The 26,366-nt window shown below is 46.2% G+C and carries 23 protein-coding genes; 18 read left to right on the top strand and 5 right to left on the bottom strand.

Going from position 1 to position 26,366, the window contains the following annotated elements; translation table 11 throughout:
* The first annotated feature begins 21 nt into the window (after positions 1 to 21).
* The gene (locus AC0YN3_RS04740; protein WP_475773935.1) at positions 22 to 1,383 is read left to right on the top strand and encodes an LLM class flavin-dependent oxidoreductase; all 1,362 of its coding nucleotides are present in this window, start codon (positions 22 to 24) and stop codon (positions 1,381 to 1,383) included.
* 4 nt (positions 1,384 to 1,387) lie between these two features.
* Positions 1,388 to 2,623 carry an acyl-CoA dehydrogenase family protein gene (locus tag AC0YN3_RS04735; protein WP_475773934.1) on the top strand — a complete coding sequence of 412 codons (1,236 nt, stop codon included), beginning with the start codon at positions 1,388 to 1,390 and terminating at the stop codon, positions 2,621 to 2,623.
* A gap of 49 nt (positions 2,624 to 2,672) precedes the next feature.
* Here the strand turns inward: AC0YN3_RS04735 and AC0YN3_RS04730 are convergent, their stop codons facing one another.
* Entirely contained in the window at positions 2,673 to 3,647 is a 975-nt protein-coding gene (locus tag AC0YN3_RS04730; protein WP_475773933.1) for a YpdA family putative bacillithiol disulfide reductase, read from the bottom strand.
* A gap of 217 nt (positions 3,648 to 3,864) precedes the next feature.
* On the opposite strand from AC0YN3_RS04730, the gene AC0YN3_RS04725 reads away from it, so the two are divergent.
* From AC0YN3_RS04725 to AC0YN3_RS04715, 3 genes are all read left to right on the top strand, one after another.
* Complete coding sequence (locus AC0YN3_RS04725) at positions 3,865 to 4,407, top strand: ADP-heptose synthase (protein WP_475773932.1); 543 nt, start codon at positions 3,865 to 3,867, stop codon at positions 4,405 to 4,407.
* Between the two features lie 313 nt (positions 4,408 to 4,720).
* Positions 4,721 to 6,466, top strand: coding sequence for an ABC transporter ATP-binding protein (locus AC0YN3_RS04720; protein WP_475773931.1), 1,746 nt, complete (start codon positions 4,721 to 4,723; stop codon positions 6,464 to 6,466).
* 15 nt (positions 6,467 to 6,481) lie between these two features.
* Positions 6,482 to 8,293: an ABC transporter ATP-binding protein gene (locus AC0YN3_RS04715; protein WP_475773930.1), complete on the top strand. Its 1,812-nt coding sequence runs from the start codon at positions 6,482 to 6,484 to the stop codon at positions 8,291 to 8,293.
* Between the two features lie 25 nt (positions 8,294 to 8,318).
* Here AC0YN3_RS04715 and xerS read toward each other — a convergent pair whose 3' ends face one another.
* Entirely contained in the window at positions 8,319 to 9,413 is a 1,095-nt protein-coding gene (xerS, locus tag AC0YN3_RS04710; RefSeq protein ID WP_475773929.1) for a tyrosine recombinase XerS, read from the bottom strand.
* Positions 9,414 to 9,625: 212 nt separating this feature from the next.
* Positions 9,626 to 10,255: an NAD(P)-dependent oxidoreductase gene (locus tag AC0YN3_RS04705; protein ID WP_475773928.1), complete on the bottom strand. Its 630-nt coding sequence runs from the start codon at positions 10,253 to 10,255 to the stop codon at positions 9,626 to 9,628.
* Positions 10,256 to 10,572: 317 nt separating this feature from the next.
* On the opposite strand from AC0YN3_RS04705, the gene AC0YN3_RS04700 reads away from it, so the two are divergent.
* The 11 genes from AC0YN3_RS04700 (at position 10,573) to AC0YN3_RS04650 (ending at position 20,509) form a co-directional block, all read left to right on the top strand.
* Positions 10,573 to 11,229 carry a cell wall hydrolase gene (locus tag AC0YN3_RS04700; RefSeq protein WP_475773927.1) on the top strand — a complete coding sequence of 219 codons (657 nt, stop codon included), beginning with the start codon at positions 10,573 to 10,575 and terminating at the stop codon, positions 11,227 to 11,229.
* 170 nt (positions 11,230 to 11,399) lie between these two features.
* On the top strand, positions 11,400 to 12,119 hold the full coding sequence (locus tag AC0YN3_RS04695) for a DsbA family oxidoreductase (protein ID WP_475773926.1): 720 nt from the start codon (positions 11,400 to 11,402) through the stop codon (positions 12,117 to 12,119).
* 241 nt (positions 12,120 to 12,360) lie between these two features.
* Positions 12,361 to 12,774 (top strand): VOC family protein, encoded by a 414-nt coding sequence (locus AC0YN3_RS04690; protein WP_475773925.1) that lies wholly within the window; start codon positions 12,361 to 12,363, stop codon positions 12,772 to 12,774.
* A 108-nt stretch (positions 12,775 to 12,882) separates the two neighbouring features.
* A complete protein-coding gene (locus tag AC0YN3_RS04685) occupies positions 12,883 to 13,971 on the top strand; it encodes a lactonase family protein (protein ID WP_475773924.1) in 1,089 nt (362 codons plus the stop codon).
* A gap of 46 nt (positions 13,972 to 14,017) precedes the next feature.
* Positions 14,018 to 14,233 carry a cold-inducible protein YdjO-related protein gene (locus AC0YN3_RS04680; protein WP_441942557.1) on the top strand — a complete coding sequence of 72 codons (216 nt, stop codon included), beginning with the start codon at positions 14,018 to 14,020 and terminating at the stop codon, positions 14,231 to 14,233.
* Between the two features lie 142 nt (positions 14,234 to 14,375).
* Positions 14,376 to 15,716: a sensor histidine kinase gene (locus tag AC0YN3_RS04675; protein WP_475773923.1), complete on the top strand. Its 1,341-nt coding sequence runs from the start codon at positions 14,376 to 14,378 to the stop codon at positions 15,714 to 15,716.
* On the top strand, positions 15,713 to 16,345 hold the full coding sequence (locus AC0YN3_RS04670) for a response regulator transcription factor (protein WP_475773922.1): 633 nt from the start codon (positions 15,713 to 15,715) through the stop codon (positions 16,343 to 16,345). The genes AC0YN3_RS04675 and AC0YN3_RS04670 overlap by 4 nt, the downstream gene beginning before the upstream one ends.
* A gap of 136 nt (positions 16,346 to 16,481) precedes the next feature.
* Entirely contained in the window at positions 16,482 to 16,943 is a 462-nt protein-coding gene (locus AC0YN3_RS04665; protein WP_475773921.1) for a thiol-disulfide oxidoreductase DCC family protein, read from the top strand.
* Complete coding sequence (locus tag AC0YN3_RS04660) at positions 16,940 to 18,547, top strand: DUF4166 domain-containing protein (protein WP_475773920.1); 1,608 nt, start codon at positions 16,940 to 16,942, stop codon at positions 18,545 to 18,547. Before AC0YN3_RS04665 ends, AC0YN3_RS04660 begins: the two co-directional genes overlap by 4 nt.
* A gap of 131 nt (positions 18,548 to 18,678) precedes the next feature.
* Positions 18,679 to 19,554, top strand: a complete 876-nt coding sequence (locus AC0YN3_RS04655) for a radical SAM/SPASM domain-containing protein (protein ID WP_475773919.1) — start codon at positions 18,679 to 18,681, stop codon at positions 19,552 to 19,554.
* A 112-nt stretch (positions 19,555 to 19,666) separates the two neighbouring features.
* A complete protein-coding gene (locus tag AC0YN3_RS04650; RefSeq protein WP_475773918.1) occupies positions 19,667 to 20,509 on the top strand; it encodes an undecaprenyl-diphosphate phosphatase in 843 nt (280 codons plus the stop codon).
* Between the two features lie 39 nt (positions 20,510 to 20,548).
* On the opposite strand, the gene AC0YN3_RS04645 is transcribed toward AC0YN3_RS04650, so the two are convergent.
* Complete coding sequence (locus tag AC0YN3_RS04645) at positions 20,549 to 21,778, bottom strand: voltage-gated chloride channel family protein (RefSeq protein WP_475773917.1); 1,230 nt, start codon at positions 21,776 to 21,778, stop codon at positions 20,549 to 20,551.
* A gap of 82 nt (positions 21,779 to 21,860) precedes the next feature.
* Entirely contained in the window at positions 21,861 to 22,211 is a 351-nt protein-coding gene (locus AC0YN3_RS04640; RefSeq protein ID WP_475773916.1) for a DUF5658 family protein, read from the bottom strand.
* Positions 22,212 to 22,309: 98 nt separating this feature from the next.
* On the opposite strand from AC0YN3_RS04640, the gene AC0YN3_RS04635 reads away from it, so the two are divergent.
* Together AC0YN3_RS04635 and AC0YN3_RS04630 are read left to right on the top strand one after the other, a co-directional pair.
* Positions 22,310 to 23,911, top strand: coding sequence for a glycosyltransferase (locus AC0YN3_RS04635; protein ID WP_475773915.1), 1,602 nt, complete (start codon positions 22,310 to 22,312; stop codon positions 23,909 to 23,911).
* A 142-nt stretch (positions 23,912 to 24,053) separates the two neighbouring features.
* Positions 24,054 to 25,994 (top strand): ATP-dependent DNA helicase, encoded by a 1,941-nt coding sequence (locus AC0YN3_RS04630; protein WP_475773914.1) that lies wholly within the window; start codon positions 24,054 to 24,056, stop codon positions 25,992 to 25,994.
* The last annotated feature ends 372 nt before the right edge of the window (positions 25,995 to 26,366 follow it).

Below are 26,366 nucleotides of genomic sequence, written 5' to 3'. Positions count from 1 at the left end.
ATTTGAGAGGGGAAATCATTCATGAAACAGATCCATTTAGGCGTATTCGAAGTGAACAGCGTCAATCATCTGACACAAGGGATATGGACACATCCTGCGCAAAACCGCATTCATTTCAATAGCCTGGATTACTGGATAAGCATTGCTCAACTATTGGAAAAAGGGAAAATAGATTTTATGTTTTTCGCTGATTCATACGGCTCTCCAGGCAAAAATGCGGAGCTGGCTTTCCGGGAAGCCTCGGGCCCTCCCGGCAATGATCCGATGCTGTTGCTGCCTGCATTAGCCGCAGCCACCAAACATCTCTCATTCGCAATGACTACTTCGACGACTTATGAAGCGCCATACGCTAACGCTAGAAGGTTTGCTACGCTCGATCACCTATCCAAAGGCCGCATCGGATGGAATGTAGTAACGACAAGCACGCCTACTGCAGCAGCTTTGTTTGGGCGCAGCGAGTTTGTTCCGCATGACGAACGCTATGATATTGCGGATGAGTTCCTCGACGTAAGCTACAAGTATTGGGAGGGCAGCTGGGAAGAGGATGCCTTACAAATCGATCGTGAGAAGAGAGTATTTACGGATCCGGATAAAGTTCATCGAGTTGAGCATGCAGGAAAATATTTCAAATCGGAAGGCTACTTCTCCAGCTCGCCTTCGCCGCAGCGCACGCCGGTGATTTTCCAAGCAGGCAGCTCGGAACGGGGGCGTGCCTTTGCAGCAAAGCATGCGGAAGGCGTTTTTCTGAAAGCTCCCACCCTTGAGGTGCTTCGCAATCAAATCGCCGATATTCGGCGGCGTGCGGTTGAATACGGCAGATCCGCGGATTCCGTTAAAGTATTTACGGGGTTATCAGTCATCACGGCGACAACCAGCAAAGAAGCGCACAGGAAGCATAAAGAGTACCTCAGCTACCAAAGCGCCGAGGCCACTCTTGCAAGCTATGCTTCCGTAACAGGAATTGATTTGACCAAGCTTGACCCTGATTCTTATTTCGAGAATATTCATACGGAAATGGGCCAAACGCATACGGATCGGTTTACGAAACATGTGAAAAACAAAAAAACGGTTGGCGAAGTACGCGACGATTTTTTGGAAAAGGGATTTCGCGGCGTAACGATTGTCGGCTCGCCGGAGGAAGTCGCAGACCGGATTGCAGAGGTGGTTGCCCTTACTGATGTTGACGGCTTTAATCTTGAGCCGTATGTTCTCCCCGATTCATATACCGATTTCATAGAGTTGGTCATTCCCATTCTGCAGGAACGCGGTTTATTCAAACGGGATTATGAAGCTGGAACCTTCCGAGAAAAGCTGTTCGGAAGCGCAAGGCTTCAGGAAGGCCATCCTGGCGCCGCTTACCATCATGCAAAGGAAAAAGCATAGCCTCATGAAGAATGAGGGGAGGCTTGACGGAAATGAGAATGTCCGTGATGCGTCGATGCGTGCGGAGCTGACAGAACGGCAATGGACGCTGCTAATGCAAGCACGTGAAGCAGGGGAGCAGGTAATCGGTCCAGCAGCTTGGCTTGTGGATCATGAAGCTCGTTACCCGCAGAAAGCGATGGATGCGATTATTGCAGCCGGACTGATTGGTTTAGCGGTGCCGGAAGCTGCTGGTGGGCATGGGGCAGGTTATGGCGGGGATGCAACGCTGCTGCCGCTCGTGCTTATGGAGCTCGCAGCATGGTGTTCTTCCGCTTCGCAAGTATTTGCTCTGCATAATACAGGCATTCAGTTGGTGCATGCACTGGGAAGCCGGAAGCAGCAGGACTTTTTTTTCAGAGAAGTTATATACAAGAATCGGCTGTTTGCTAGCTTTGGGAGTGAAGCAAATGCGGACCGCTATAAGCTTAGCAGCGAGCTCAGCGCAGCAGAGGGCGGCTATTTGCTCCAGGGCAACAAAATATTTGCAACGGGTTCTCCCGCTGCGAAATGGGCCATTTGGCGCTCCGTTCTCTCTGAGGACGAAGGATCAGGCAGCCAAGAAGAACGTTTCAGGATGCCGATTGTAGATTTGGAAGCAGTGGGGATAACGATTAACGATGATTGGGATGGTATTGGCCAGCGAGGGACGGGCAGCGGAACGGTCGGGGCCGCGAAGATTTTTGTTCCAAATGAACATGTAATTGGCAATCCTACTGCTTATAGCGAGGTTCAGCCATTTTTTAATACTCAGTTTCATATTCATTTCGCCGCGCAATACGTTGGAATTGCTGATGGTGCGATGAGAGAATCCGTTCTCTATCTGAAGGAGAAAAGCAGAAGCATGACTGCCGGCATCCCAGTGGTAGAGGATTCACTCATACAAGTGAAATTAGGAGAGATGGATGCCAAGCTAGAGTCTGCACGGCAGCTTGTGCTGCGTGCGGCAAGACTGCTGCATGCTGCTCAAACAAATCCCGACCTATATCCTTGCGCAGCGGTTGCCGGCTCTCAGGCGAAGGTCATTGCAACGGCTGTATCGCTCGAAATTACATCGGATGTCTTTCAAGTAATGGGTGCAAGAGCCGCCGCACGTAAATATGGATTTGACCGCTATTGGAGAAACGCGCGCACCTTGACGCTACATGATCCCGTTGACAAACAGAGGCAATGGCTCGGTCAATCCATATTAAGCCGCTAAGAAACGCAAAAAGGGGAATTAGCCGTAAAAGCTAATTCCCTTTTTTTATCTAGACGCGGTTTTTGATATGCTCGGCAATCTTACAGCCATGGTATCTTCCTGATTCAATGAATATTTCGTTTGCTTCGTGCCGGGAGGCCACCACCCCAGCCAAATAAATGCCAGGAACATTCGTTTCCATCGTCGCTTCATTGAAAGTAGGGAAACCTTCTTCCTCCATCGTTACGCCAGCCGCATTCAGGAACTGGCGATCAGGGTGAAAGCCGGTCAGCGCAAGAACGAAATCATTGTCAATGCGCATATCGCCTTCAGGCCCGTTTATCGTTATCGATTGATTGTCGATGGCAGTTACGGTAGATTGAAACAACATGCGTATTGAGCCATTTGTGACCTTAGCTTGAAGCCCGGGCTTAACCCAGGGTTTAATGCTTCTGGAATAGTCTTCACCGCGATAGATGATCGTCACATCTGCTCCTACGCGCTCGAGCTCCAGCGCTGCATCAATCGCCGAATTGCTGCCGCCAATGATTGCAACCTTCATTCCCACGTATGGATGAGATTCCCGGAAGAAATGACTTACCTTATCAAGCTGTTCACCTGGAATCCCAAGCTCGTTTGGGTGGTCAAAATAACCTGTCGCAATAATCACATAAGGGCTATTATAGAGCGTTTTCTCTCCAAAACGATTTTCTCCATGCAGCATAAAAGCATCATTGTCAGGTGTAATCGCTGTAATGGACTCATATGCTTTTACGCGGAGCTGTTTCCGCTGGGCCGCTGTTCGGTAATAGTTCAGCGCTTCAAGCCTGGAGGGCTTGTCATTGGCTGTCGTGAAGGGGATCTCGCCAATCTCAAGCTTTTCCGGCGTGCTGAAAAAATGCATGTAAGTTGGATATTGGGAAATGGAGTGCACGATATTCCTTTTCTCTATGACAAGTGGATTTAAACCTATGCGTCCAAGCTCAATGGCCGCAGCCAATCCACACGGACCTGCTCCGATAATAATGGCGTCTTCGTATTGCATCGCTGGAACCCTCCCCAAATAATCATGCTGTCTTTCTATTCATAGATTACTTACCGATTATTTTACTTCTCCGCACACTTAATGTGCAAATTTGGATGAATGGCTATCTTGTACAGGCATGCGAATATTGTATAATAATGTGGAAGCGTTCATAATAAGTAAGTTAATTACTATGATGATAGTTTAATCGAATCGATTGAAGATAGGAGGAGATCACATGCGTAGGCGTTTTGTAATAGAGGCAGTTTTGGTGGCAACGTATGGGCATCTTCTAGTTCCAAGCCGTCCCATCGAATATGTCATACCGTATTCATCCATTGCAGAGCTGTACGAAATGAGAGATGGTGCCGATCCCGTTATGGATGATCCTGACGATGATGGGCATGTGAAAAATAAAATTAATGAGCTGATCGCTTTTTTCGAAGATTCGCTCAACCGTAAAAAAATTGAAAAAGCGATGCAGGTTCCGTGGAGGGAAAGCTCGCCGCTGCTGCTTAATGATTCGATCCAATTTACGGTCGTTCACGCAGTCGATAACGCGCATTATGGCGAGTTGTTTGATCCAATTGAAACGGAATTGCTGCTCACGAGCTTAAAGTTTAACGTTCCTTTGCTTTCAGACCAGTTTGAGTTTCAGGATAAGCTGATCGAAGCGGAGGTACCTGTCCAGATTTACGATATTGAGGATTTCGAGTTTGCGGTTGAAGAAGGTATTTCCGCGAGCGATTTGGATTTGCCGATTGAGTCGGATCGTTTTTAATTTTTTTTGCAAGACCTATTGCACAAATCAGGAATTCGATGTTAAGATTTGGATGGGTTAGGAAGTTATTATCAACACGGAAGCTAAAGGGGGGCTAAGGCATGTTTAACATTTGGACTGGAATGATTGTCGCTAATGAGCAGAATAGCATGAAATTCCAAAGTATCAAACAAACATGCCTACTGGCCAGCCTTCGTTCAATAGTGTGTTAGCGCAGTTCGTCTAATTGCCGCTTCGCACTGTCATACGGAGATCTCAAGCCATTTTTGGCTTGAGATCTTTTTTTGTTTCCAACTGAGGGAGGGTATGTCTGATGAAAACGCTTTTAAGAATTATGATTTATGTCAGACCGAATGCCAAATGGGTATTTATTGCCATTGCAATTATGATTTTGGCCACATTTTTTGATTTGGCAGCCCCTTGGATATTGGGACGGATTTTTGATGAAGGAATCGGAAAGAGCGACATGTCAGTCGTCATTGGCCTCACGCTCGCGCTCGCCGGTATCCAAGCGCTCAAGAGCATCGGGATGTTCGTACAAGGCTATTCGCAAGAGCTGGTAGGACAGAATGTCGTGTTCAAGCTCCGTAAGGAGCTATACGGCCATTTGCAGCGTCTGTCGTTTTCGTACTTCGACCGTGCACAAACCGGCCAGTTGATGTCTAGGATGACCGGGGATATCGAAGCGGTAAAAAACTTTGTCGGCTTTGGAGCCATGAATTTGATTACCGGCATGCTCACATTTGTGGGAACGACCATTTTCATGATGACGATGCAGTGGAAAGTCACGCTTATCAGCTTGATTACAATTCCGTTTATTCTGTTTGTCTTATTCCGTTTCAATCACCGAGTTGGGCCGGCATGGTCTAAAATTCGCGAGCAAATGGGTCGCTTGACAACGACGCTTCAAGAAAATATTTCCGGTATTCGCGTTGTAAAAGCATTTGCTACGGAATCTGTCGAGCAGCGGAAATTCGCTGAACGAAATGAGCAAAACTTTGAGACCAATATGGACCGCGCAAGCCTGGAAGCCAAAGCATTTCCATTAATGAACTTTTACGGCGGCCTTACTTTTGTGTTGATGATCTGGATCGGTGCTGTATTTGTTGTGCGCGACGAAATGTCAATCGGAACGTTTATGGCGTTTCAATGGTACACATGGGGTATTATTTGGCCGCTTAATATGCTTGGCTGGCAAATCAATATTTTACAGCAGGCCATTAAGGCTGCTCCGCGCGTGTTTGAGGTGCTTGATACACCGGTCGATATCGACAATCCCGCAAATGGAAATGATTCAACTCATATGTTAGGCCATGTCATCTTTGACCAGGTCGTTTTTCATTTCGCAGACCAAAACAAGGATATGGATAAACCGATATTGGATCAGGTCTCATTCCAGGCGAAGCAGGGTGAAGTCATTGGCGTTCTTGGATCAACAGGTTCAGGTAAAAGCAGTTTAATTGGTTTGCTGTCCCGATATTACGACGTGACCAGCGGGAGCGTACGAATCGATGGCATAGACGTTAGGGAGTATGAACTGGACGGCTTGCGCAGGAGCATTGGCATCGTGCCGCAAGAAACCTTCCTCTTCTCAGCGACAATAAGGGAAAATATCGCTTACGGGTTTCCGGAAGCCTCGCAGGAGCAGATCGAGGATGCCGCTCAGAAAGCGCAAATTCACAGCTTTATTCAAAGTATGCCAAATGGCTATGCTACCCGCATCGGAGAACGCGGCGTAGGCTTATCCGGCGGCCAAAGACAGCGGGTGGCGCTCGCAAGAGCCATTCTGATGAACCCGCCGATCCTTGTACTGGACGAAGCAACGGCAAGCGTGGACACAGCAACCGAGTCTGCCATTCATGAAGCCTTGCTCGAGGTAATGAAAGGACGAACAACGTTCATTATTGCCCAGCGGTTATCTTCGATTCAGCATGCGGACCGCATTCTTGTTCTTGAGAACGGGAGATTGATCGAAGAGGGCACGCATAAGGAGTTAAACGAGGGTAGCGGGTTTTTCCGACAGCTGTTCGATAGACAAAACCAATTCGCGAAGCAATAGAAAAGAGGTGTGAGCATGAGCCAAACCGAGTGGGACCTTGACGAGGATCAGGAAGAGAAGCCGTTTAACGGCAAATATATGAAGCGCATGCTGCACTATTTGCTGCCATATCGCAAACTTATGACACTTGTGGTTATCGTCGTTTTTATCAATATGCTTTTAAGCCTGTCTGAACCGATTATTCTTGCTTATCTTATCGACAAAGGGATCGGAATGAAGGATTTCACCGTTATTCATATATTGGCAGGCGTTCTGCTTGGCGTGAAGCTAATTGGTTGGCTGCTTAGCTGGATGCATACGAGATGGATCAATTTCACCGGACAACGGATATTGTTTGACCTGCGCCAGCAGCTGTTCAATCATTTGCAAACCTTGTCGTTTCGTTTTTTTGACGGAAGACCGGCAGGTAAGATCATGTCCAGAATTACCAACGATACGAATGCCATTGGTGAGTTGATTAACGGCGGGTTAATTACGATGGTTATGGAATTCACTCATTTGCTTGGTATTGTTATTATTCTAGTTTGGATGGATTGGCAGCTTGCTCTGCTCTCCTTTATTATGATGCCGCTGCTGTACCTGATCGTTTCGAAGCTGAGGCCCAAAATTGAAGGCTCATGGTCGCGATCACGCTCAACGATGTCAGCCATTAACGGAAATTTGAACGAGACGATACAAGGCATTCGCGTTATTCAGGCATTTTCTCGCCAACAGACGAACAACGATCGTTTTAATGGCATTAATCTTCGCAACAAGCAAGCTTTTATGCGAGCCATTACTTTGGAATCCACCGTATATCCTTTAGTTGAAATGATCGGCATGCTGGGAACATGCATCGTCGTTTGGTATGGCGCGATGCGGGTAATAGACGGGGCGATCACGCTTGGATTCATTATGGCGTTCATTAACTATTTATGGCGCTTCTGGGGACCGCTTAGCGCGTTGTCCAAAGTGTATAGCCAGCTTTTGTCCGCAATGGCTTCCGCGGAGCGGATTTTTGAAATACTGGATACGGAGCCTGAGGTTAAAAACGAGGCTAAGGCGCGTGAACTGCCGCAAGTCCGAGGCGACGTATCCTTCAAAAACGTTTCATTCCGTTACGAGGAGAATAAACCAAACGTACTTAAAAACGTTTCGTTTGAGGTAAAGGCAGGGCAGCGTGTTGCCCTCGTTGGTCCAACCGGTGCCGGGAAAAGCACTATCGTTAATTTATTGATGCGGTTTTACGATGCGAGCGAAGGCTCGGTGCTAATAGACGGTATCGATGTCAAGCAAGCCACGCTTGAGTCGTTAAGGAAGCAGATGGGAATCGTACTGCAGGATTCGTTCATATTCGCAGGCAGCGTGGAAGACAATATGCGTTATGGTAACGAAGCGGCAAGCGATGAGGAGCTGCGGCGTGCCGGAGAAAGCGTCAGGCTGGACCGAATCGTAAGCAAGCTGTCTGACGGCTATCAAACGGAGCTAGAGGAGCGCGGATCCAAGCTTTCTGTCGGGCAGAGGCAATTGCTAGCGTTCGGCAGGGTTCTGCTATCCGATCCAAGAATACTTATTCTTGATGAAGCTACGTCAAGCGTAGATACGGAGACGGAGCAGCATATTCAAGAGGCTCTGCAAAAGCTATTGGCAGGCAGGACTGCATTCATCATTGCGCACCGTTTATCGACGATTAAGGATGCTGATCTTATTCTTGTCATTGAGAATGGGGAAGTTGCAGAGCAAGGCTCTCATTTGGAACTAATGAAGCTTGGCGGTTTGTATGCGAATTTGGTCCTTACCCAGCTGTCCATGCAGGAATCAGTCATGCTGCAGACGAACACGAATTGAAGAAAGTAAAAGAGGGAGCATCGCATCACTGCGGTGCTTCCTCTTTTTTTGCCTGATCGATTGCTTTGGCCATCGTTTTATCTGTCAGATGTGCATAAATCTGCGTCGTTTCCGGTGATGCATGACCAAGCTGTTCTTGGGTTTTATATATATCGTTGCGCAAATAGTAGTCGGTCGCGAAGCTGTGCCTAAGCTTATGTACGGATAAATAAGGTTTTCCGAATCGTTTCGCATACTTAATGACCATTTCTTGAATGGCTCGTTTCGTCATGCGGGAGCCTTCATTTTTACCGTTGGCAATGGCCAGAAAAAGTGCCTTCTCGCGCTTTGGCGCCTTGTAGCGTACGTCTCGCAGCGTTAAATATGCTTGCAAATCCTCAACCGCCTCTTGACGGAAGTACACCGGCGTCTTGAACGTATCGTCATTTTTACCTTTGCGATAGACGTAAGAGAGCTTTTTTTTCAAATCTATATCGTCCACGTTTAAATTGACAAGCTCTGAAACACGCAAGCCGGAATGCAGGATAAAGCTGACGATACAGGCGTCCCTTGTCATATTAAGCTCATATGCATATAAAGCCTGTTTGTTTGTCGCCACATCCGTCCCGTAATGCTGTTTGATATAGGCCATGAATTCCGAGATCTCTTCCTCTTGCAGCAGCTTGCCCTCTAGCTTAGCGGCAGTATCCTTAGGTTTATGCGTCCGTTTTATCGTTACCTTGGCCATAACGTTTCGTTTGAGAAGCGGGTAGAATTCCTCGTCTTCTGCAATTTGGCTCAAATAATGAAACAAAGAACGAAGGGAGGATAGTTTACGGGATATTGTGGTTTTGCTGTTTCGTTCTGCTTTGTATGTGGAGAGATACATGCGAAACCCGTCAATACTGTCCATATGAAGCTTCTCCAGCTCCAACAATGTCACATCCCGCATAAGTTGAGCTTGTGATAATCCTTCGGCCATTAACCAATTCAGAAATGTCTCATAATCGCGAATATATTCCACTAAGGAGGAAGGAGATAAATCGGGAAGCTTATAGCTGATGAATTTCTCAATATACCATGGCATAGCAGGGAGCTTCTTATCGAGCTCCAGACGATCCTTTTGTTTCAGTATATTCATGCTTGTCCAGCCCCTATAATTAATGTCGTAAAATATATACGTAATTAAATAACATAAATATTATTATGTTAACAATTGAAAAAACCTCTTAGCGATTTCATGATTATTGTACCAATTCTAGCAAAAGGAAGACAGCCAATTCATGTACAACGCGCAAAAAAACTGCCCTCAATCATCAAAGATGATAAGAGGACAGTTTAGGCAGGGGATGCTTAAACGTTAATAGCTGTAAACCGGCGATTGAGAAATTGCGGATTTTCGATTTCATCGAGCAGTACAGCTGCATAATCTTCCATACTGATTTTGCTTTGATGCTGTTCATTCATTATAAAATGATCTTGTCCCAGTTGAACTTTGCCTGTTTTTTCACCAGGTTCAAAGAGGGCTGCCGGACTTAAATAAGTCCATTTGAGTTCTTTTTCGCCGCGAAGCACATCCAACTGATCGCTTTGCGCTTTTGCCGTCGGGTAAAATAATGGCGGGAATTTAGGCGTTTCCAGAAGTTTAGTACCTTTCTCATCGACTAGCAAGCTGCCTGCACCGCCGACATTATACAAGATCGTGTCGCTGCTTTGCTTAAGTATGCCAATCAAATGGTTGATCAATTCAACATGCTGATGCTCAAAACCTGGCCTCGCAGAGAAGGCATTTACAACTGCATCGAATAAGTTCAGCTCGGTACCAAGCTCAAATACGTCTTTTACGAGAATGCTTATTCCGTCTCCGCTTGAAAGTTTAGTTGCGTCTCTCACGATCGCGGTAACTTCATGACCGCGAATTTTCGCCTCCGCAACAATTCGGCTTCCGACACGCCCAGTTGCGCCAATAACAGCTATTTTCATAATAATAACTCCTTTTAGATTCGTTTTTGAGCAGAGAATAGTGATGAATTGGAGAGGGTTGCGTCAGCATCAAAAAGAAAAGCGCCGACACCTTGATATTGTAACAATTATAGTTACAATTCAACCGAATTGTCAACGATTCGTTTCAGATTTTTGGATAATTGTAAATTAGTAAATGTATGTAATTCCGTTATCGCGGTTACATTTCCATAGTAACTGTGCTAAACTCGAACGAGCCAGTCGACAGGTTGCCAAACTTATTCCAATTTGCGAAGGAACGTGCACGCGCAAATGAAAAGGGAGGTTCATTATACACAATGAACATAAAATTTATCACATATAGTATGTCGCTTATTCTTGGTTTTATGATGGTATTTAGCACTCTGCTAGAATCAGCTTATGCCGCACAGCCGGCTACCTTGAAGATGGGAAGTTCCGGTCCTGATGTTCCGGATCTTCAATATCGGTTAAAAACAATCGGATACTTCAATACAGACGTAACGACCTACTTCGGAACGACCACTCTGCAGTCGCTCAAACGGTTCCAGAAGGAATACGGATTGGCAGCCGATGGCATTGCCGGAAAGCGTACCTGGGAAACGCTCAAAAAAGTGTCAGTGAACAAATCCGAGCTTGATTTGCTTGCAAGGATTATTTATGCGGAAGCACGCGGCGAATCCTACAAGGGACAGGTTGCCGTTGGTGCGGTGGTTATGAACCGGCTAGGAAGCTCTAGTTTCCCGGATTCCATCAAGGAAGTCATTGAACAGCCTCAGGCGTTTACCGCAGTAGATGACGGTCAATACAAGCTAACGCCTAACAAGCTTGCTTACCAGGCCGCACAGGAAGCAGTGAAGGGATATGATCCGACAAACGGCGCGCTGTATTATTTCAATCCAGAAACAGCTACGTCGGATTGGATTTGGTCGAGAAAACAGACGATGAAGATCGGCCGTCATATTTTTGCCATATAGTTCAAATTTGATTCTTATGCATAAGTCGCTGCATGCGGCTTGTCATGAGAATCTTTTTTTATTTCCGTATTAAATCCTGCACACTTGTTTTCAAAGTTGAAAACAATCATGTTACAATAGCAAAGATAGCATCAACCTTTTTTTTTAACTATTATCGGAGGTGTTTTTTAGTGAAAGTGGAAATTTGGTCGGATTATGTGTGTCCGTTCTGTTATATAGGGAAAAGAAAGTTCGAGCTTGCGCTTGAGAAATTTGCCCACAAAGACAAAATCGATGTAGCTTTCAAAAGCTTTGAGCTCGATCCAAGCGCGGATCCGAATTCGAATGTGAGCACATACAGCATGCTTGCCGCCAAATATGGGATGAGCGTGGAAAAGGCGAAAGAAACGACGCGTAATGTTGCGGAACAGGCAGCAGCAGTCGGTTTGAGCTTTCATTTCGATCTGACGGTGTCAACCAACACGTTTGATGCGCATCGCCTCGTACAATACGCAGCACAGCAGGGTAAGGATAAAGAAATGTCGGAACGTTTATTCAGAGCTTATTTCACAGAAGGCGAGAATATTGGCAATCACGAACGGTTGGCTAGCCTGGCAGCAGGAGCCGGACTCGATGCGAGTGAGGTGCTGGCTATGCTTCAAACGGATCAATATTCCGCTACGGTTAGGGAAGAAGAAACGGAAGGAAGCCAACTAGGCATAAAGGGTGTTCCATTCTATGTCATTGATCGAAAGTATGCCGTATCGGGTGCCCAATCACCTGAGGTGTTTTTAAATACGCTCAATAAAGCATGGGAAGAGAAGCATCCCGCATTCATACAAGTTGAAGAACCCGATTCGGACGCATTATGCACGGATGGTTATTGCGCGCCTGACTCTTCCAAATCGTAACTCCATATGAATAGAGCCCGACATGAAGGATAAGAGGCATGGAAAGACGCATTGTCAGATTAAAAGATCCGGCAAAATAATTGAACTCGATCATCTTGCGGCAACTATTTCGATTAATGGGAAAGCAATTAAGGTTCCAGCATCTAAGGTCACTGCGGAGGTTGAAATCGGCGACCTAGTCTGGTGGACCGGAAGTATGTGGACCATAGAATTAAATACCCAAACAGAGGAGCAATGAACAATGGGATTGAACACGAAAATTGGCGGCGGCGGGTTTCACCATATTGCGATTCGCGTGTATGATTTCGAGAAGACGGTTGCATTCTATACGGAAGTTCTAGGCTTCATGGAAAAGGTTCGATGGGGCGACGGCGACGGGCGGGCGATTATGCTCGATACAGGCGACGGCAACTACTTGGAAGTGTTCGCTGGCGGCAAGGAAGGACAGAAAGAGGAAGGCGCATTCCTGCATCTTGCACTTCGCTCTACCAATGTAACCGAAGCAATCGAGCACGCAAGAGCGGCTGGGATGGAGATTACGGTTGAGCCGAAGGAGGCAGTGCTAGGCGGCATACCTGTGCGAATCGCCTTTTTCAAGGGACCTGATGGAGAGATTATCGAGCTTTTTGAGAGCACTGGCGAGGATCAGCTTTAAGAAATTATCCATTTGTCGGATGGGCAATCAAGTCTTATAATAGATAACGGCAAGATTAAGTATCGATTGTTAAGCTATCAATTGCATTTGTTAAGGAGGGAAATCAATTTGTCATCTACATCACAACGATTGCTAGTATTCGCAGGTTCCTATGCCGAGGCAGAAGATAACGGCGTATATGTGTATGCATTCAATGAGGAATCGGGAACATTGCAATTAACCGACTCGGTAGCAGGACTCAAAAATCCGACATTTCTTAATGTGGATGCGGGGCGCAACCTGTTGTACGCGATTGCCGAAACGGTTAACGATGCCGGTCAAAAGGTAGGGGAGGCAGCCGCGTTTGCTATTGACCCTGCAAAAGGCGCAATTAAGCTGTTGAATCGTGAAATCACGGTAGATTCCACAACCTGTCACATCCAACGTGATGCGGAAAGCCGCTTCTTGACCGTCACCAGCTATCACGGCGGAATGATTGGACTTTTCAGCATTCAGGGCGATGGTACGATCGGACAAAGTCTCGATGTTAAGCAGCATGAAGGACGCAGCCTGCATCCAGAGCGTCAGGATCGTCCACATCCGCATTCCTCCTTTTATAGTCCAGACGGTCGGTTTTTACTCGTTTCCGATTTGGGCCTTGACCGCATCGTCACGTATAAGCTGGACGATGCCGATCAGAAGCTGGTCTACCAAAGCGAGGCGGCCTTGCATCCCGGAGCGGGTCCCCGCCATTTGGCGTTCCACCCGAACGGAAAATTCGTCTTTGTCATTAATGAAGTGGATTCGACCGTTACTTCTTTTACATATGATAATAAGACGGGCCAATTACAAACTTTGGAAACAGTAAGCACGCTGCCAAATGGCTTTGAAGCCGACAATTCCTGTGCAGAAATAACGATCTCGGCTGATGGCCGCTTTCTGTATGGCTCTAATCGCGGGCATGACAGCATCGTGGTATTTGCCGTTGATAGCTCGACTGGCCATCTTTCGCTCGTTCAGCACATATCTGTAGAGGGCGGACATCCGCGCCATTTTGCGTTAACGCCAAACGGACGTTATTTGCTTGCGGCTAACCGGGATTCAGACAATATCGTGACGTTCCGCGTAGATTCGGCTAGCGGGGAGCTAACGTTTACCGGAAATAGCATAGAAGTATCGAAACCTGTTTGCGTTATTCCAATTTATTTAACGATATAAATAATTAATGATATAAGTAAAGAGATGAAAAGGGGAATACCAAAGCGTGGCTACAACCGAAGACGATAAACCGAAATTAAAGGCGACTAAAATTTTTAAATGCAAAAATCCAGACTGCAAAGCATGGGTAAGAGACGAATTTGCGGCATCGGAGCAAGCTTGCCCCATTTGCAAAGGACCGATGCTTAGAAGCATGCGTCATCTGCCTGCTGTTCAAAACAAACCAAAACCGCAGCCGCGCAAACCTAAATCAGATTATTAAAAATATGCTTTTCATAAATCCCAATCCGGTGTCTCTTCATGCGGGTTGGGATTTTTTATTATATCCATGGATAGTTCAAGCGTATGCGCCTCTCATTATGTTAGGATAGATATAGCAAATTATGATAGGAAGGTATGGAAACATGCTCTTTTATTTCATCGCACTATTTACCGCTAGCGCAATTGTTTTCGCAAACCGACCGATGAGCGAGTCGAATCGATGGGCCGCTTATTTCTTGCTTGCTGCTTCAATTGGAGGGCTTGCATCAAGATTGGATGAAAGCGGTTATTCCCAAACCGCATATGGACTGCAATTTCTAAATTATACGGTTACGCCATATTGCGTTCTTATTTTTAGTCTTGTTTATGCGAATAGAACAAAATTGCTCGGTAGAAAAGGCATGTTCAAGGTATACGCTGTTCTGCCCATCATATTAATGCTCGTATATACATACCTTTCAAACGATCAACAATGGTTCTTTAACCTGCTTTTGTTTTGGAGTGCTCCGTATTATCTCGTTTCCTGTTATTTATTGGTTATTTCGTTCTGGAAAGAACGAGATTCACGGTTAAGACGGAACCGATTTATTACGGCTGTTATCGTTGTACCGACATTACTAGCCGTATTATTTTTCATTTATGTTGCCAAAGTGATATCGCCTGCGTTCGAATTTTTTAATTACATTTCGGTGTTTATTATCTATTCGCTTGTTGTCGCGCTGCTATGCACGTTTATGTATGGGGTGCTTGGCGTGAGGCTGCGCATAGAGCATGATCCGATGGAGGGCAAAATGCGTGCGGTAAGCTCTGGAGCATCGATGCTCAATCACACGATTAAGAACGAAATCGGAAAGATTGCGATTAGCTCTGAAAACTTGCAAAGCTCGTTGCCTGATTTGAATGAGCAATCTAAGCAGCATATCCAAATTATTAGGAACGCCTCGAATCATATGCTGGCTATGATGGAAAGAATTCATAGCCAAATCAAAGACATTGTATTGAAAGAGGAGTCTGTTTCGTTAGCTTGTTTAGTTGAAAATACGCTCAAGCAGCATGAAGCATTGCTGCTGAGGCAAAACATTATTTTGCATGCCGAACATACAGTAATACCCGTGATCCTTTGCGATCCTACACACGTAAGCGAGGCAATCGGCAATCTGTTGCGGAATGCAGCCGAAGCCATGCAGGCAGGCGGCATCATTAGCGTAAACTTGTCAGATCATAAGCATGGCATTGAGCTCTCCGTACAAGACAGCGGCATAGGCATATCGGAGGAGCTGCTTGGACAGGTATTTGATCCGTTTTTCAGCAGCGGCAAAAGCAGCAGAAATTTCGGGCTGGGACTATCCTATGTATACAATGTGATTAACAAAAGCGGTGCCAAGGTCACGCTGTCAAGCAAAGCCGGAGAAGGAACGAGGGCCGCTATTATTTGGCCAAAGCGGAAAGTAATTGAGGTTTATAAAGGAGGTTCATCTGAATGAGCCCGATAAAAGTATTTATTGTCGAGGATGACGAGGACTGGATAAAAGCGTTGTCTTCCTTCTTAAACCGTGAAACTGACCTGCTTATAGTCGGTACGGCAACAAATTCAACAGATGCGCTTCACATTGCCAAGTCCATACCTATAGATGTTGTCCTGATGGATATCCAGCTTGAAGGAAGCGAATATGACGGTATTCAAACTGCGATATTAATGCATGAGCATACACAAGCTAAGCTAATCATGTTAACTTCGGTAAATGACGAGCGATCAATGACACAAGCATTTACGGCTGGTGCCGTACAGTATTTGGAGAAAACCCGTTACCGGGAATTGCCGCAAGCCATACGAGGCGCGATTCATCATCCTGCCCCGATGGAAGCTTTGCTCAAAGAGCTGGCTCGTCTGAAGCGCGAGGAGCAGCTGCAGCTGCTCACACATGCGGAACGTGAAGTATTCGAGCTTATAGAAGCTGGCTACACGCAGTCGCAAATCGAGAAGAGGCTTTACAAGGCAGAGAGCACACTCAAAAACCAAGTGAATAAAATGTTGAAAAAATTCGGCGTCCGCAGCAGCAAGGAGGCTGTTGAGAAGGTTAGGCGAAGAGGGCTCTTCCAGAAAGATGAGTAGGAAGATTAAAAACAGGTTTTCAAACAGGGTGGTACTACGAAACGTAGTACCACCCTGTTTGTCGTACTAAAAAAGATGGCACTGCCGGAATACACGGTAAAGTCGATACAATATAAGCAGAGAGGACGGGGTACAGATGGAAACAGCTTTGATTGATGTAGCCATGCCAATCATTCTTCTCATAGACGGACAATGCCTATTATGCAATTCCATTACTCGGTTCGTAGCCAAGCATGATAGAAGGCAACAATTTCGTTTTGCAGCATTACAGTCCCGTGCAGGGCAAAAGCTGCTGCGAGCAGGAAACCTGCCTCTTAAGGATTTAGATACGTTCGTCATGATTCATAATGGCCAATATTTCACGAAATCGGATGCGGCTTTACGTGTATTACGCAGGCTTAGCCGCTCGTGGAGCCTCTGCTACCTGTTCATCGCAGTTCCGCAAACGCTGCGAAACCGAATGTATGATGGCATAGCTCGCAACCGATTCCGTTACTTTGGAAGATCGGATACATGCCTTATACCGACGCCGGAGCTAATGGGAAGATTTGTTCAAGATGGCGTATATGCGGCGTGCGAGGAGGCTGGTTCGACATGAGAAGCAAACCGGTCTATGTAGAACTTGATATTCACGCTTCATTGGATGAATTGTGGAGACATACGCAAATACCACAGCTTCATGAGCAATGGGATTTAAGGTTTTCCGAAATCGAATACCTTCCCCGGAGCGGAAATGCAACGAAGCAAATGTTCCGTTACACCACTAGAATCGGATTTGGTTTGAATATTAAAGGCTTGGGAGAAACAAGCAGCCAAACTCACGATCAAAAGAAAGATCGTCTTTCCACCTTATTGTTCTCATCCTCGCAGCCCATTTCACTCATTTCTGTGGGTGGCGGCTACTGGAAATATAAAGAGAACAATGGAAGGGTAACGTTCAGTACCAGATTTGATTATAAAACGAGATTCGGAGCCGTCGGAAGCTTCATTGACCGCCTCATGTTTCGCCCCGCGTTCGGTTATGCAACGGCATGGAGCTTTGACCGTCTGCGCATTTGGCTGGAGGAGAAAATTCCCCCATCCATCGTTGCGGAAAGAGCGCTCATTCATTATTTGAGCGTTTTTCTCCTGATGCTGCTTTGGTGCTTTGAAGGATTGGTTCCAAAGCTGCTCTTTCCTGCAGCGGGAGAATTAACGCTAATGCGAGCACTGGGTTTGTTTGAAGGCCAAGAAATCACAATAATACATGCGATAGGCATCACTGAAATCGTGATCGGACTCATGACCGTCTACTGGCATAGGAATAAATGGACGTACTATATTCAGGTTCTTTTATTGCTATTGCTGACTCTTCCGTTGCTTGCAGCTGCACCGGAACTTATGTCAATGCCGTTTAATCCGGTTACTTTGGCGGCGCCTATGATCGGATTAAGCTTAATTGCGATTTGGAGCAGCAGGCATCTCCCACAGCCAAGGCGTTGCAAAAGAAAAAAAAAAAAGGCAGCGAAAAGGAAGTGTATAAGAATGAGTTCGATCTATGAACAAGCACTCGGCTCTGACTTTCGGAGGCTCCATCCGCGCATTCAGCAGCGTTTTGGATTTAATAGTATTAGCGAAACCGCTTCAATCGGGCACGGTGTTATGCAGCAGATCTGGTACAATAAAGCCGTTGCTATTCCGCTACTTATTGGAACAGCCCGACATATTATGTTTCCGCAAGGCGGTTCAAACATACCGTTTACGATTGAAAACTATGCATACGTCGATCAATATGGCAGAGAAACGGTTACATGGATACGAAAATTCCAATTTCGCCGTCAAATTAGGCATTTCGACGCGACGATGATCTTTAGCCGGGAACGGAAAAAGATCGTTGATTATTTGGGCAACAAGCAGCATTTGGCAGTGGATCTGAAGCTTACCGTTTCATCGATTGGGGGAATTCGAATTCGCTCCGGCGATCAGCGCTTTTATGAAGGGCTGCTGCAATTTGGATTTCCGAAATGGCTTACAGGAGCTGCGGAAGTACATGAGTGGTATGATGACGCCGAGGGCTGCTATCAAATCACGGTGGATGTCCGCCATCCATGGCTAGGCTCGCTGTTTCAGTATAAAGGTTCGTTTCATGCCGAATTTATCAAGCTAAAGCCTGAAGCCGCACCGGTGGGGATAAGGCCAATACGAGAGGAAAGAAGGGAATAGCAGGCGGCGGCCTGCTATTCCTTTTTGTCACTTGCTTGCAAGGCGTTGTATAATAGCGGTAGACTAGATAAGTAAATTCAGGCTGACAAGACTCAGGCTGCTGAGTCCGAAGGAAACGGAGCATAAACCCCATGAAAAAGTTCAAGAAATTTTATATTGAGACAACAAGCATATGCAACCTATCATGCAGCTTTTGCCCGCCGACTTTGCGCGCAAAGGGCTTTATAAAAGTTGAGGATTTCAGAAAGACGCTAGAACAGATAAAGCCTCATACCGACTACATTTATTTCCATGTGAAGGGTGAACCGATGCTGCATCCCAAAATGGATGAGCTGCTCGATATTAGCCATGAGATGGGTTTCAAAGTGAACATCACTTCCAATGGTACACTGATTACTAAAAACAAAGAAAAGCTGCTCAATAAACCTGCATTGCGCCAAATTAATTTCTCGCTGCACAGCTTTGACGGGCATGCGGGCTCTACGAACAAGGAAGGTTATCTTGCCGAAATTTTATCCTTCGTGAAGGAAGCGGTCGCAGCCAGCAATATTATAATATCTTTCCGGCTGTGGAATTTGGAAATGGACAACGAAACGAACCAGCAGAAAAATAAAAACCGCGAACTGCTCGGCATGATCGAGAAGGCTTTCAATCTGGACTATAATATCGAAGAAAAATTCATTCCGGGCTCTGGCGTCAAAATCGCGGAACGTATCTACTTAAATCAAGATCCTGAATTTAAATGGCCAGATCTGAAAGAGCCGGAGTATAACGGGAAGGGATTTTGCCATGCGCTTCGCAACCAAGCAGGAATTCTTATTGACGGTACGGTCATCCCATGCTGCCTGGATGGGGAAGGCGTCATTAATCTCGGTAACATCCACGAAACCCATTTCTCGGAAATTATCGAAAATGAGCGTTCTACTAACCTTTACGATGGGTTCTCTAGGCGAGAAGCAGTGGAAGAGCTGTGCCGGAAATGCGGTTACCGTCAACGTTTTGGATGAGGCATAAATATACCGAGAATTGTTGGAAAGGTCCGTTTTGTGTTATGATTTGTTCCATGCCGTTCTATTTCGTCATGCTATCAATTAAAAGAGTTAGGAGATTCAACGACAAATGGACTTTTTTACAATTTTAAAAGCGATTATTTTGGGTATTGTGGAAGGTTTGACGGAGTTTGCTCCGGTATCCTCGACGGGACATATGGTTATCGTCGATGATATGTGGCTCCAATCGGAGCAATATTTGACGAAATACGTAGCGAATACGTTCAAAATCGTCATTCAGCTGGGATCCATTCTCGCAGTGGTCATCATTTTCCGAAATCGGTTTATCGACTTGCTAGGATTGCGGCGCGGCGCACAAGCAGAAACCAAAGACGCATCCCAGCCTCAACGCAAGCTAAAGCTTACGCATGTAATCGTTGGCCTAATTCCCGCTGGCGTTTTCGGTTTATTGTTCGATGATTATATCGATGAGTATTTATTTTCAATTGAAACCGTATTGGTTGGCCTTGTTATCGGCGCGATATTCATGATTATTGCCGATCGCTTTCGGCCTGCCAAAACGAAGGTCGATACCGTTGACCAAATTACGTATAAGCAGGCGCTCTCTGTTGGCTTGATCCAATGCTTGTCCTTATGGCCGGGCTTTTCGCGTTCCGGGTCAACGATTTCGGGCGGGGTGCTACTCGGAATGAGCCATCGCGCCGCAGCGGACTTCACCTTCATTATGGCGGTCCCGATTATGGCAGGTGCAAGCTTGCTGTCGTTGGCGAAAAACTGGGAGTATTTCACGCTTGATTCATTGCCGTTTTTCATTGCTGGCTTCCTAAGCGCATTCATATTCGCTCTGCTTTCAATCCGTTTTTTCTTAAAGCTGATCAATCGAATCAAGCTGGTGCCGTTTGCGATTTACCGAATCGTGCTGGCAGCTGTCATCTATATCGTTTATTTCTAAAAAAATGGCTTGCTCCCGAAGAAAGGAGCAAGCCATTTTTTATTCGTTTAACGGGTAAGCATGCGGTTTTTGCGCCTCGTAAATTCCAATACGGCCCGAACAGAGAAAAGCGATGACGCATCCCATAAATAGATAAATGGCTGCCTCCGAGCCGAATAGCTCTATGCCCATAATAAAGCATGCAAGAGGTGTTTTAGCCGCACCGCTGAACACGGACACAAAGCCTATCGCTGCCAGCAGGGGAACGGATACATGCAGAAGCCCTCCAAGCGCACTGCCAAGCGTGGCGCCGATGACAAACAGAGGCGTAACCTCGCCTCCTTGAAAGCCTGTCCCAAGCGTTAGTGCGGTAAAAAACGTTTTGAGCAGGAATGCAAGAGGAGACGCTTCTTCTTGAAAGGCTTGCTGAATGAGCGGGAGGCTAAGTCCCAAATAATCGCGTGTGCCAAGCGCATAGACCAGTACAATGATGATAAGGCCGCCAACAGCGCTTTTAATCATCGGATTTTTAAGCCATGCACTGAAAAGCTGTTTGCATGAGCGCGTGAGCTGCGTGAAGAGAAACGCGGCTAATCCGAATAAGACGGCAGCGCAGGATACCTTTGCAACGAGCAGCCAGCTGAGGTTAGGAATTTCACCAATTGCATAGTGAATATGCTTGATTCCCCAGGCGCTTGTAACCAAATGTCCCGCAAAGCCGGCGATAAAACAAGGAAGCAGCGCTTCATAGCTAATGACGCCAATGGCGAGCACCTCCAAGCCGAAAACAGTGCCTGCGAGCGGGGTGCCGAATACAGCTCCAAATCCGCTGCTGATGCCGCACATGAGAATGATTTTACGGTCCAAAGGCTTCAGTCTGATAAGCTTGCCGAACCATTCGGATAAACTTCCGCCCATTTGAACAGCCGTCCCTTCGCGACCAGCCGAACCTCCGGACAAATGCGTTACGAGCGTTCCGAAGAGAACGAGCGGAGCCATGCGGAGCGGGATGGATCCTTCTCCGGAGTGAATTTGTTCAATAATTAAATTATTTCCTCGTCCTGCTTCTTTCCCAAACTTCAAGTAGAGAAAGCTGATGAAGGCGCCTCCCGCGGGCAACAGCCAAAGCAGCCAGGGCTGTTTGCTGCGCGTGTCCGTAACCCAGTCGAGGGAAGCTAGGAAAAGTGCGGCTGCCGATCCGGACAGTATGCCAACGGTGCCAGCTATCAGCAGCCATTTGATCATATATTTCGCGAACATCTGTGTGGATAGCTTCCGAGCTTCTACCATGCTGATTAACTCCTTGTTCTCCTCTGTAATAAGCGAGTATCTATAAGCTATTATACAGGTCTCCTAATATAGGTAAAGCACATTATAGAAGAGACCGCAAGGTGAACCAGCCGTCATGAACGCCGAAAGAGACCCAAATCAGATGATAAATGTTCACCAAACAATAAAGCGCCATAGTAGCCAGAATGAATGGATTCATCCATTTCCTATTTTTCAATTGATAGTAAATAAGAATAAGCAGTAGGGGAAGCAACAGCTTCACACCATAATAACTGACTATATTCCATTCATAAATGCGTTTGACAATGGGATTCATTTCTTCAATCAGAAAAAAACGTAATCCGATATCCGTAAAAGCGGCATCCGAAAAGCAAAGCAGCAATAATCCGAGCAGCATTGCCTTCATGTCCCATTTTTGGATCGTTGCGATCAAAGAAATCACTCCATTCAAAAGAAATTCGCATAATAGATGCATATGCCTCATATGGATTATCATTCCTGTGCCCATTCCGTTGGAATAAAGGAGGCATAATGTTGAAGCAAATCTTAATTGGGAGTCCGATACGCCAGAAACCAGCTATTTTGCGTTATTTTTTATCCTCGCTTGAGCGAATGAAATTCGATTCGCTAGCGATCGATTTTTATTTTATTGATGACAATGATAATGAGGAATCTTCACAGCTGATAGACGATTTCATGACAAAGCAGCATTCGAATGGCAGTCAAGTCACCTTGAAAAGAAGCGATTCGATAACGCCATACGCTAGAGATGAGTTCACCCATTATTGGAGCAATGATCTCATTGATAAAGTAGCGAATTGGAAGGATGACATGATCCAAACGGCGAGAGAGCAGCACTATGACGGATTATTTCTTATCGATTCGGATCTGCTGCTGCATCCGCAAGCTCTGCAATCTTTAGTTTCATCAAAAAAAGAAATCATATCGACCATTTTCTGGACGCAATGGCAGCCGAATACGATGGAGCTCCCACAGGTTTGGCTTAAAGACACCTATTGGCCTTTTCAGTCCGATGGGACTATAAAGGAAGGTTTCGGCGCGGAAGTGGCTGCCAATTTCATCATCATGCTGCGAAAGCCGGGCATTTATGAGGTAGGCGGGTTAGGCGCGTGTACCTTCATTAATCGATCAGCGCTAGAGAAGCCCATTTCGTTCCGGACGATAACGAATTTGTCCATCTGGGGGGAGGATCGGCACTTCTGTATTCGAGCAGCTGCGCTAGGCATTAAACTGCATGCAGATACTCATTTCCCAGCCTTTCACGTTTACCGTGATTCGGATCTGGCAAGGGCGAAGCTGTTTATGGAAACAACGCAAACGCTAGTCGAGGAAGAGGCAGTTGCCCCTATTCCTATTCCTACTCCTGCCCCAACCCCTGCCCCTGCAAAAGGCTTAATCATTCATATTGCAAATGCCGGCCCTAGGCTTGTACTCTCCATGATAGTCAAAAATGAAGCAGATCGGTATTTGCGTGAAACACTTGAACATCACCGCGAGTATATCGACCATGCGGTCATTATTGACGATGGAAGTACGGATCATACCGGTGATATCGTGCATGAATACCTTGCAGGCATTCCGTTATCCTATATCAAGAATGAAAGCTCTCAATTCCATAACGAAGTTAAGCTTCGGACGCAGCAATGGCAGGAGACGATCCGAATGAAGCCGCAGTGGATACTTAATATGGATGCGGATGAGTATTTCGAAGAGAAATTCAAGGATGAGCTTCCGGAACTTCTGAACACGCCGCATACCTATGCTTATATGTTCCGGCTCTATGATTTCTGGTCAGAGGATCATTACCGCGAAGATCATTATTGGAACGCACATGCTGTATATCGGCCTTTTCTATTGAAATACGTCGAAGGTTACCCTTATGAATGGAAGCAAACTCCGCAGCATTGCGGAAGATTCCCGCAAAATATTTATTCGGTACCGCATAAAACTTCGGATCTGCGTGTCAAGCATATGGGGTGGGCAAGGCAACAGGACCGCATATACAAATATGAACGCTACAAGCTGTTGGATCCGGATGCCGTCTATGGCTGGAAGGAGCAATATGAATCCATCCTCGACGAAGCCCCGAATTTGGTTAAGTGGTTAGAATAACCATTCATTTGGATAATATATACTTTGACTATGCTTGCATTCTAATGCTATATTTGAATGTACGTTAAGTGCAGGAGATTTCACAGCCGACTGCTTATTCATACGCAGTCGGCTGTGCCTACTATATGGAGGCAAACGAACCTTGAACAAATATCCGTTTGATTTTGACCCAAAACAATCTTTTATTTCGCAAGCGAGCGATTGGATCGCAGATGTGTTTTACGAAAAGCTCCCCGAGGCTGGTTTTGAAATACGGGACGAGCAAATTTATATGGCTTTTCAGCTTGAACGCGCGTATGCCGACAAACAGACTATTTTTGCCGAAGCTGGAGTCGGAACCGGTAAAACGTTCGTATATTTGCTATATGCGATCACTTATGCAAGATATACGAGAAAGCCGGCTATTATTGCATGCGCGGACGAATCGTTAATCGAGCAGCTCGTAAAGCCGGAAGGGGATATTGCGAAGCTGGCCCGTTACTTGGATCTTACGATAGATGCCCGTTTAGGAAAATCCGCCGATCAGTATATTTGCTTGAAAAAGCTGGATCAAGCCCGGTCCGGACAAGATGATGCCGAACTGTTTGACGGCATCTACCGCGAGCTACCAAGCTTTGTGCACAAGCAGGATTCAATGCAGAGCTTCCACCCGTACGGAAACCGCAAGGATTATCCGAACCTAAATGACGAGCAGTGGAACCAGCTGGGCTGGGACGTGTTTCAAGATTGCTTGGTCTGCGATGTCCGCCACCGCTGCGGTCAGACGTTGTCTCGAGACCATTACCGCAAAGCGGCAGATGTCGTTATTTGCTCCCATGACTTCTATATGGAACATGTATGGACGTATGAGGCCCGCAAGCGCGAAGGCCAGCTCCCATTGCTTCCTGAGCATAGTTCTGTCGTGTTTGATGAAGGGCATCTATTGGAAACGGCAGCACAGCAAGCGTTAACCTATAAGCTTAACCATGCGGTGTTCGAAGGCATCGTAACGCGGCTGCTGCAAGAGGAGATACGTGAATCTTTGGCGGTTGCCGTCGAGGACGCGATTACGCAAAGCGAATTTTTGTTCAAAATGATGAACAAGCATAGTCGAAAAGTCCAAGCCTCGGACCGTCGTGAAATCATTTGGAGCGCTGAGCTTATCCGTGAAATTAACCGCCTGCAGGATACGCTGTCCGTCATCGAAGAGGAGCTTGTATTCGAGAGCGGTTTATATACAATCGATACGTATCAGCTCAAGATCGTTGAAGAGCATTTGGAGATGATCCAATTCGCGCTTTCTCTTTTCAAAAAGGAAGACAAGCCTATTAGCTGGGTATCGGAAGACAAAGAAGGCACATCCCTAGTCATCATGCCAAAATGGGTAAAAGAAGTGTTGAAGGAGCAGGTATTCTCGCGCAAAATGCCGATTATTTTTTCGTCTGCCACGCTTTCGGTAAACGGATCTTTTGACTATATGATGGATATTCTGGGGATGGAGAGCGCAATTTCCTTCTCCGTTCCTTCACCTTATGACTATGAGCAGCAGATGACGGTCGCGACACCTGATATGGGTTTATTGCCGAATATAAATGAAAAGATGGCGGAAACCTTCCGCTTGCTTACGAAAAGCGGCGGAAGATCGCTGCTGCTATTCCCGTCCATGGAGCAGCTTGAACAATTTAAGACTGAGTCCGCAAAACACGCTGCGGCTGCATCGTTTACCTTCTATTATGAAGGATCCAGCGAAATCAGTTATCTGATCGAGCAATTTCAACATGACGAAGCTAGCATTTTGTGTGCGGTAACCCTTTGGGAAGGGCTCGATATTCCGGGACCATCCCTTTCTCAGGTCATCGTATGGGAGCTTCCGTTCCCTCCGAACGATCCATTGTTCGCCGCGAGGAGGAACGATGCCGAGCAGCCTTTCGAGCAGGTAGACATGCCGTATATGCTGCTGCGTTTAAGACAAGGGATCGGACGTTTGATCCGCAGACGCGAAGATAGCGGCTCAATCATCATTTTCGGGGAGAAGATGAATGAAAGCTATGTGCGTGAGCAGGTGGAGCAAATTCTGCCCAAAGGCGTAGCGCTTAGCCATTGATAAAGAATCGATGTTGGATGAAGAAGAAGGGGAAGCCCTTCTTCTTTTTATTTTGCGGTAACTCAAGCAAGCTGGTTCATCAGAAGGTAAGTTCTGATAACCAGCTTTTATTATTTTTACATTAGGTTATTAACGGGTTTATAAAGGGACAAATACGGCGAAAACATGGATTAATCGACGATTTCCAACAAATGAAGAGACGGCATGATGACAGCAGGCATAGATCTCAAGAAACCGGAAATATATATGAATATCGAGTTGGCTATCGAAAGAGGAACAAAATATTCTTTGCAACGCAGATTGTAGTGGCTAAGCAATCGGAGCTAAAAGCGGAGAAACCAAAAGCAGCCCGATCTTTAAACGTTTTTTAAC

The organism is Paenibacillus sp. J22R232 (assembly GCF_056269165.1).
This window is presented reverse-complemented; position numbering and strand designations above follow the sequence as displayed.

Bases quoted from the DNA above. Each gene is read 5' to 3' on its own strand.
- AC0YN3_RS04740 (WP_475773935.1), top strand. From the start codon at position 22: ATGAAACAGATCCATTTAGGCGTATTCGAAGTGAACAGCGTCAATCAT.
- AC0YN3_RS04735 (WP_475773934.1), top strand. From the start codon at position 1,388: ATGAAGAATGAGGGGAGGCTTGACGGAAATGAGAATGTCCGTGATGCG.
- AC0YN3_RS04730 (WP_475773933.1), bottom strand. From the start codon at position 3,647: ATGCAATACGAAGACGCCATTATTATCGGAGCAGGTCCGTGTGGATTG.
- AC0YN3_RS04725 (WP_475773932.1), top strand. From the start codon at position 3,865: ATGCGTAGGCGTTTTGTAATAGAGGCAGTTTTGGTGGCAACGTATGGG.
- AC0YN3_RS04720 (WP_475773931.1), top strand. From the start codon at position 4,721: ATGAAAACGCTTTTAAGAATTATGATTTATGTCAGACCGAATGCCAAA.
- AC0YN3_RS04715 (WP_475773930.1), top strand. From the start codon at position 6,482: ATGAGCCAAACCGAGTGGGACCTTGACGAGGATCAGGAAGAGAAGCCG.
- xerS (WP_475773929.1), bottom strand. From the start codon at position 9,413: ATGAATATACTGAAACAAAAGGATCGTCTGGAGCTCGATAAGAAGCTC.
- AC0YN3_RS04705 (WP_475773928.1), bottom strand. From the start codon at position 10,255: ATGAAAATAGCTGTTATTGGCGCAACTGGGCGTGTCGGAAGCCGAATT.
- AC0YN3_RS04700 (WP_475773927.1), top strand. From the start codon at position 10,573: ATGAACATAAAATTTATCACATATAGTATGTCGCTTATTCTTGGTTTT.
- AC0YN3_RS04690 (WP_475773925.1), top strand. From the start codon at position 12,361: ATGGGATTGAACACGAAAATTGGCGGCGGCGGGTTTCACCATATTGCG.
- AC0YN3_RS04675 (WP_475773923.1), top strand. From the start codon at position 14,376: ATGCTCTTTTATTTCATCGCACTATTTACCGCTAGCGCAATTGTTTTC.
- AC0YN3_RS04670 (WP_475773922.1), top strand. From the start codon at position 15,713: ATGAGCCCGATAAAAGTATTTATTGTCGAGGATGACGAGGACTGGATA.
- AC0YN3_RS04665 (WP_475773921.1), top strand. From the start codon at position 16,482: ATGGAAACAGCTTTGATTGATGTAGCCATGCCAATCATTCTTCTCATA.
- AC0YN3_RS04660 (WP_475773920.1), top strand. From the start codon at position 16,940: ATGAGAAGCAAACCGGTCTATGTAGAACTTGATATTCACGCTTCATTG.
- AC0YN3_RS04655 (WP_475773919.1), top strand. From the start codon at position 18,679: ATGAAAAAGTTCAAGAAATTTTATATTGAGACAACAAGCATATGCAAC.
- AC0YN3_RS04650 (WP_475773918.1), top strand. From the start codon at position 19,667: ATGGACTTTTTTACAATTTTAAAAGCGATTATTTTGGGTATTGTGGAA.
- AC0YN3_RS04645 (WP_475773917.1), bottom strand. From the start codon at position 21,778: ATGGTAGAAGCTCGGAAGCTATCCACACAGATGTTCGCGAAATATATG.
- AC0YN3_RS04635 (WP_475773915.1), top strand. From the start codon at position 22,310: ATGTTGAAGCAAATCTTAATTGGGAGTCCGATACGCCAGAAACCAGCT.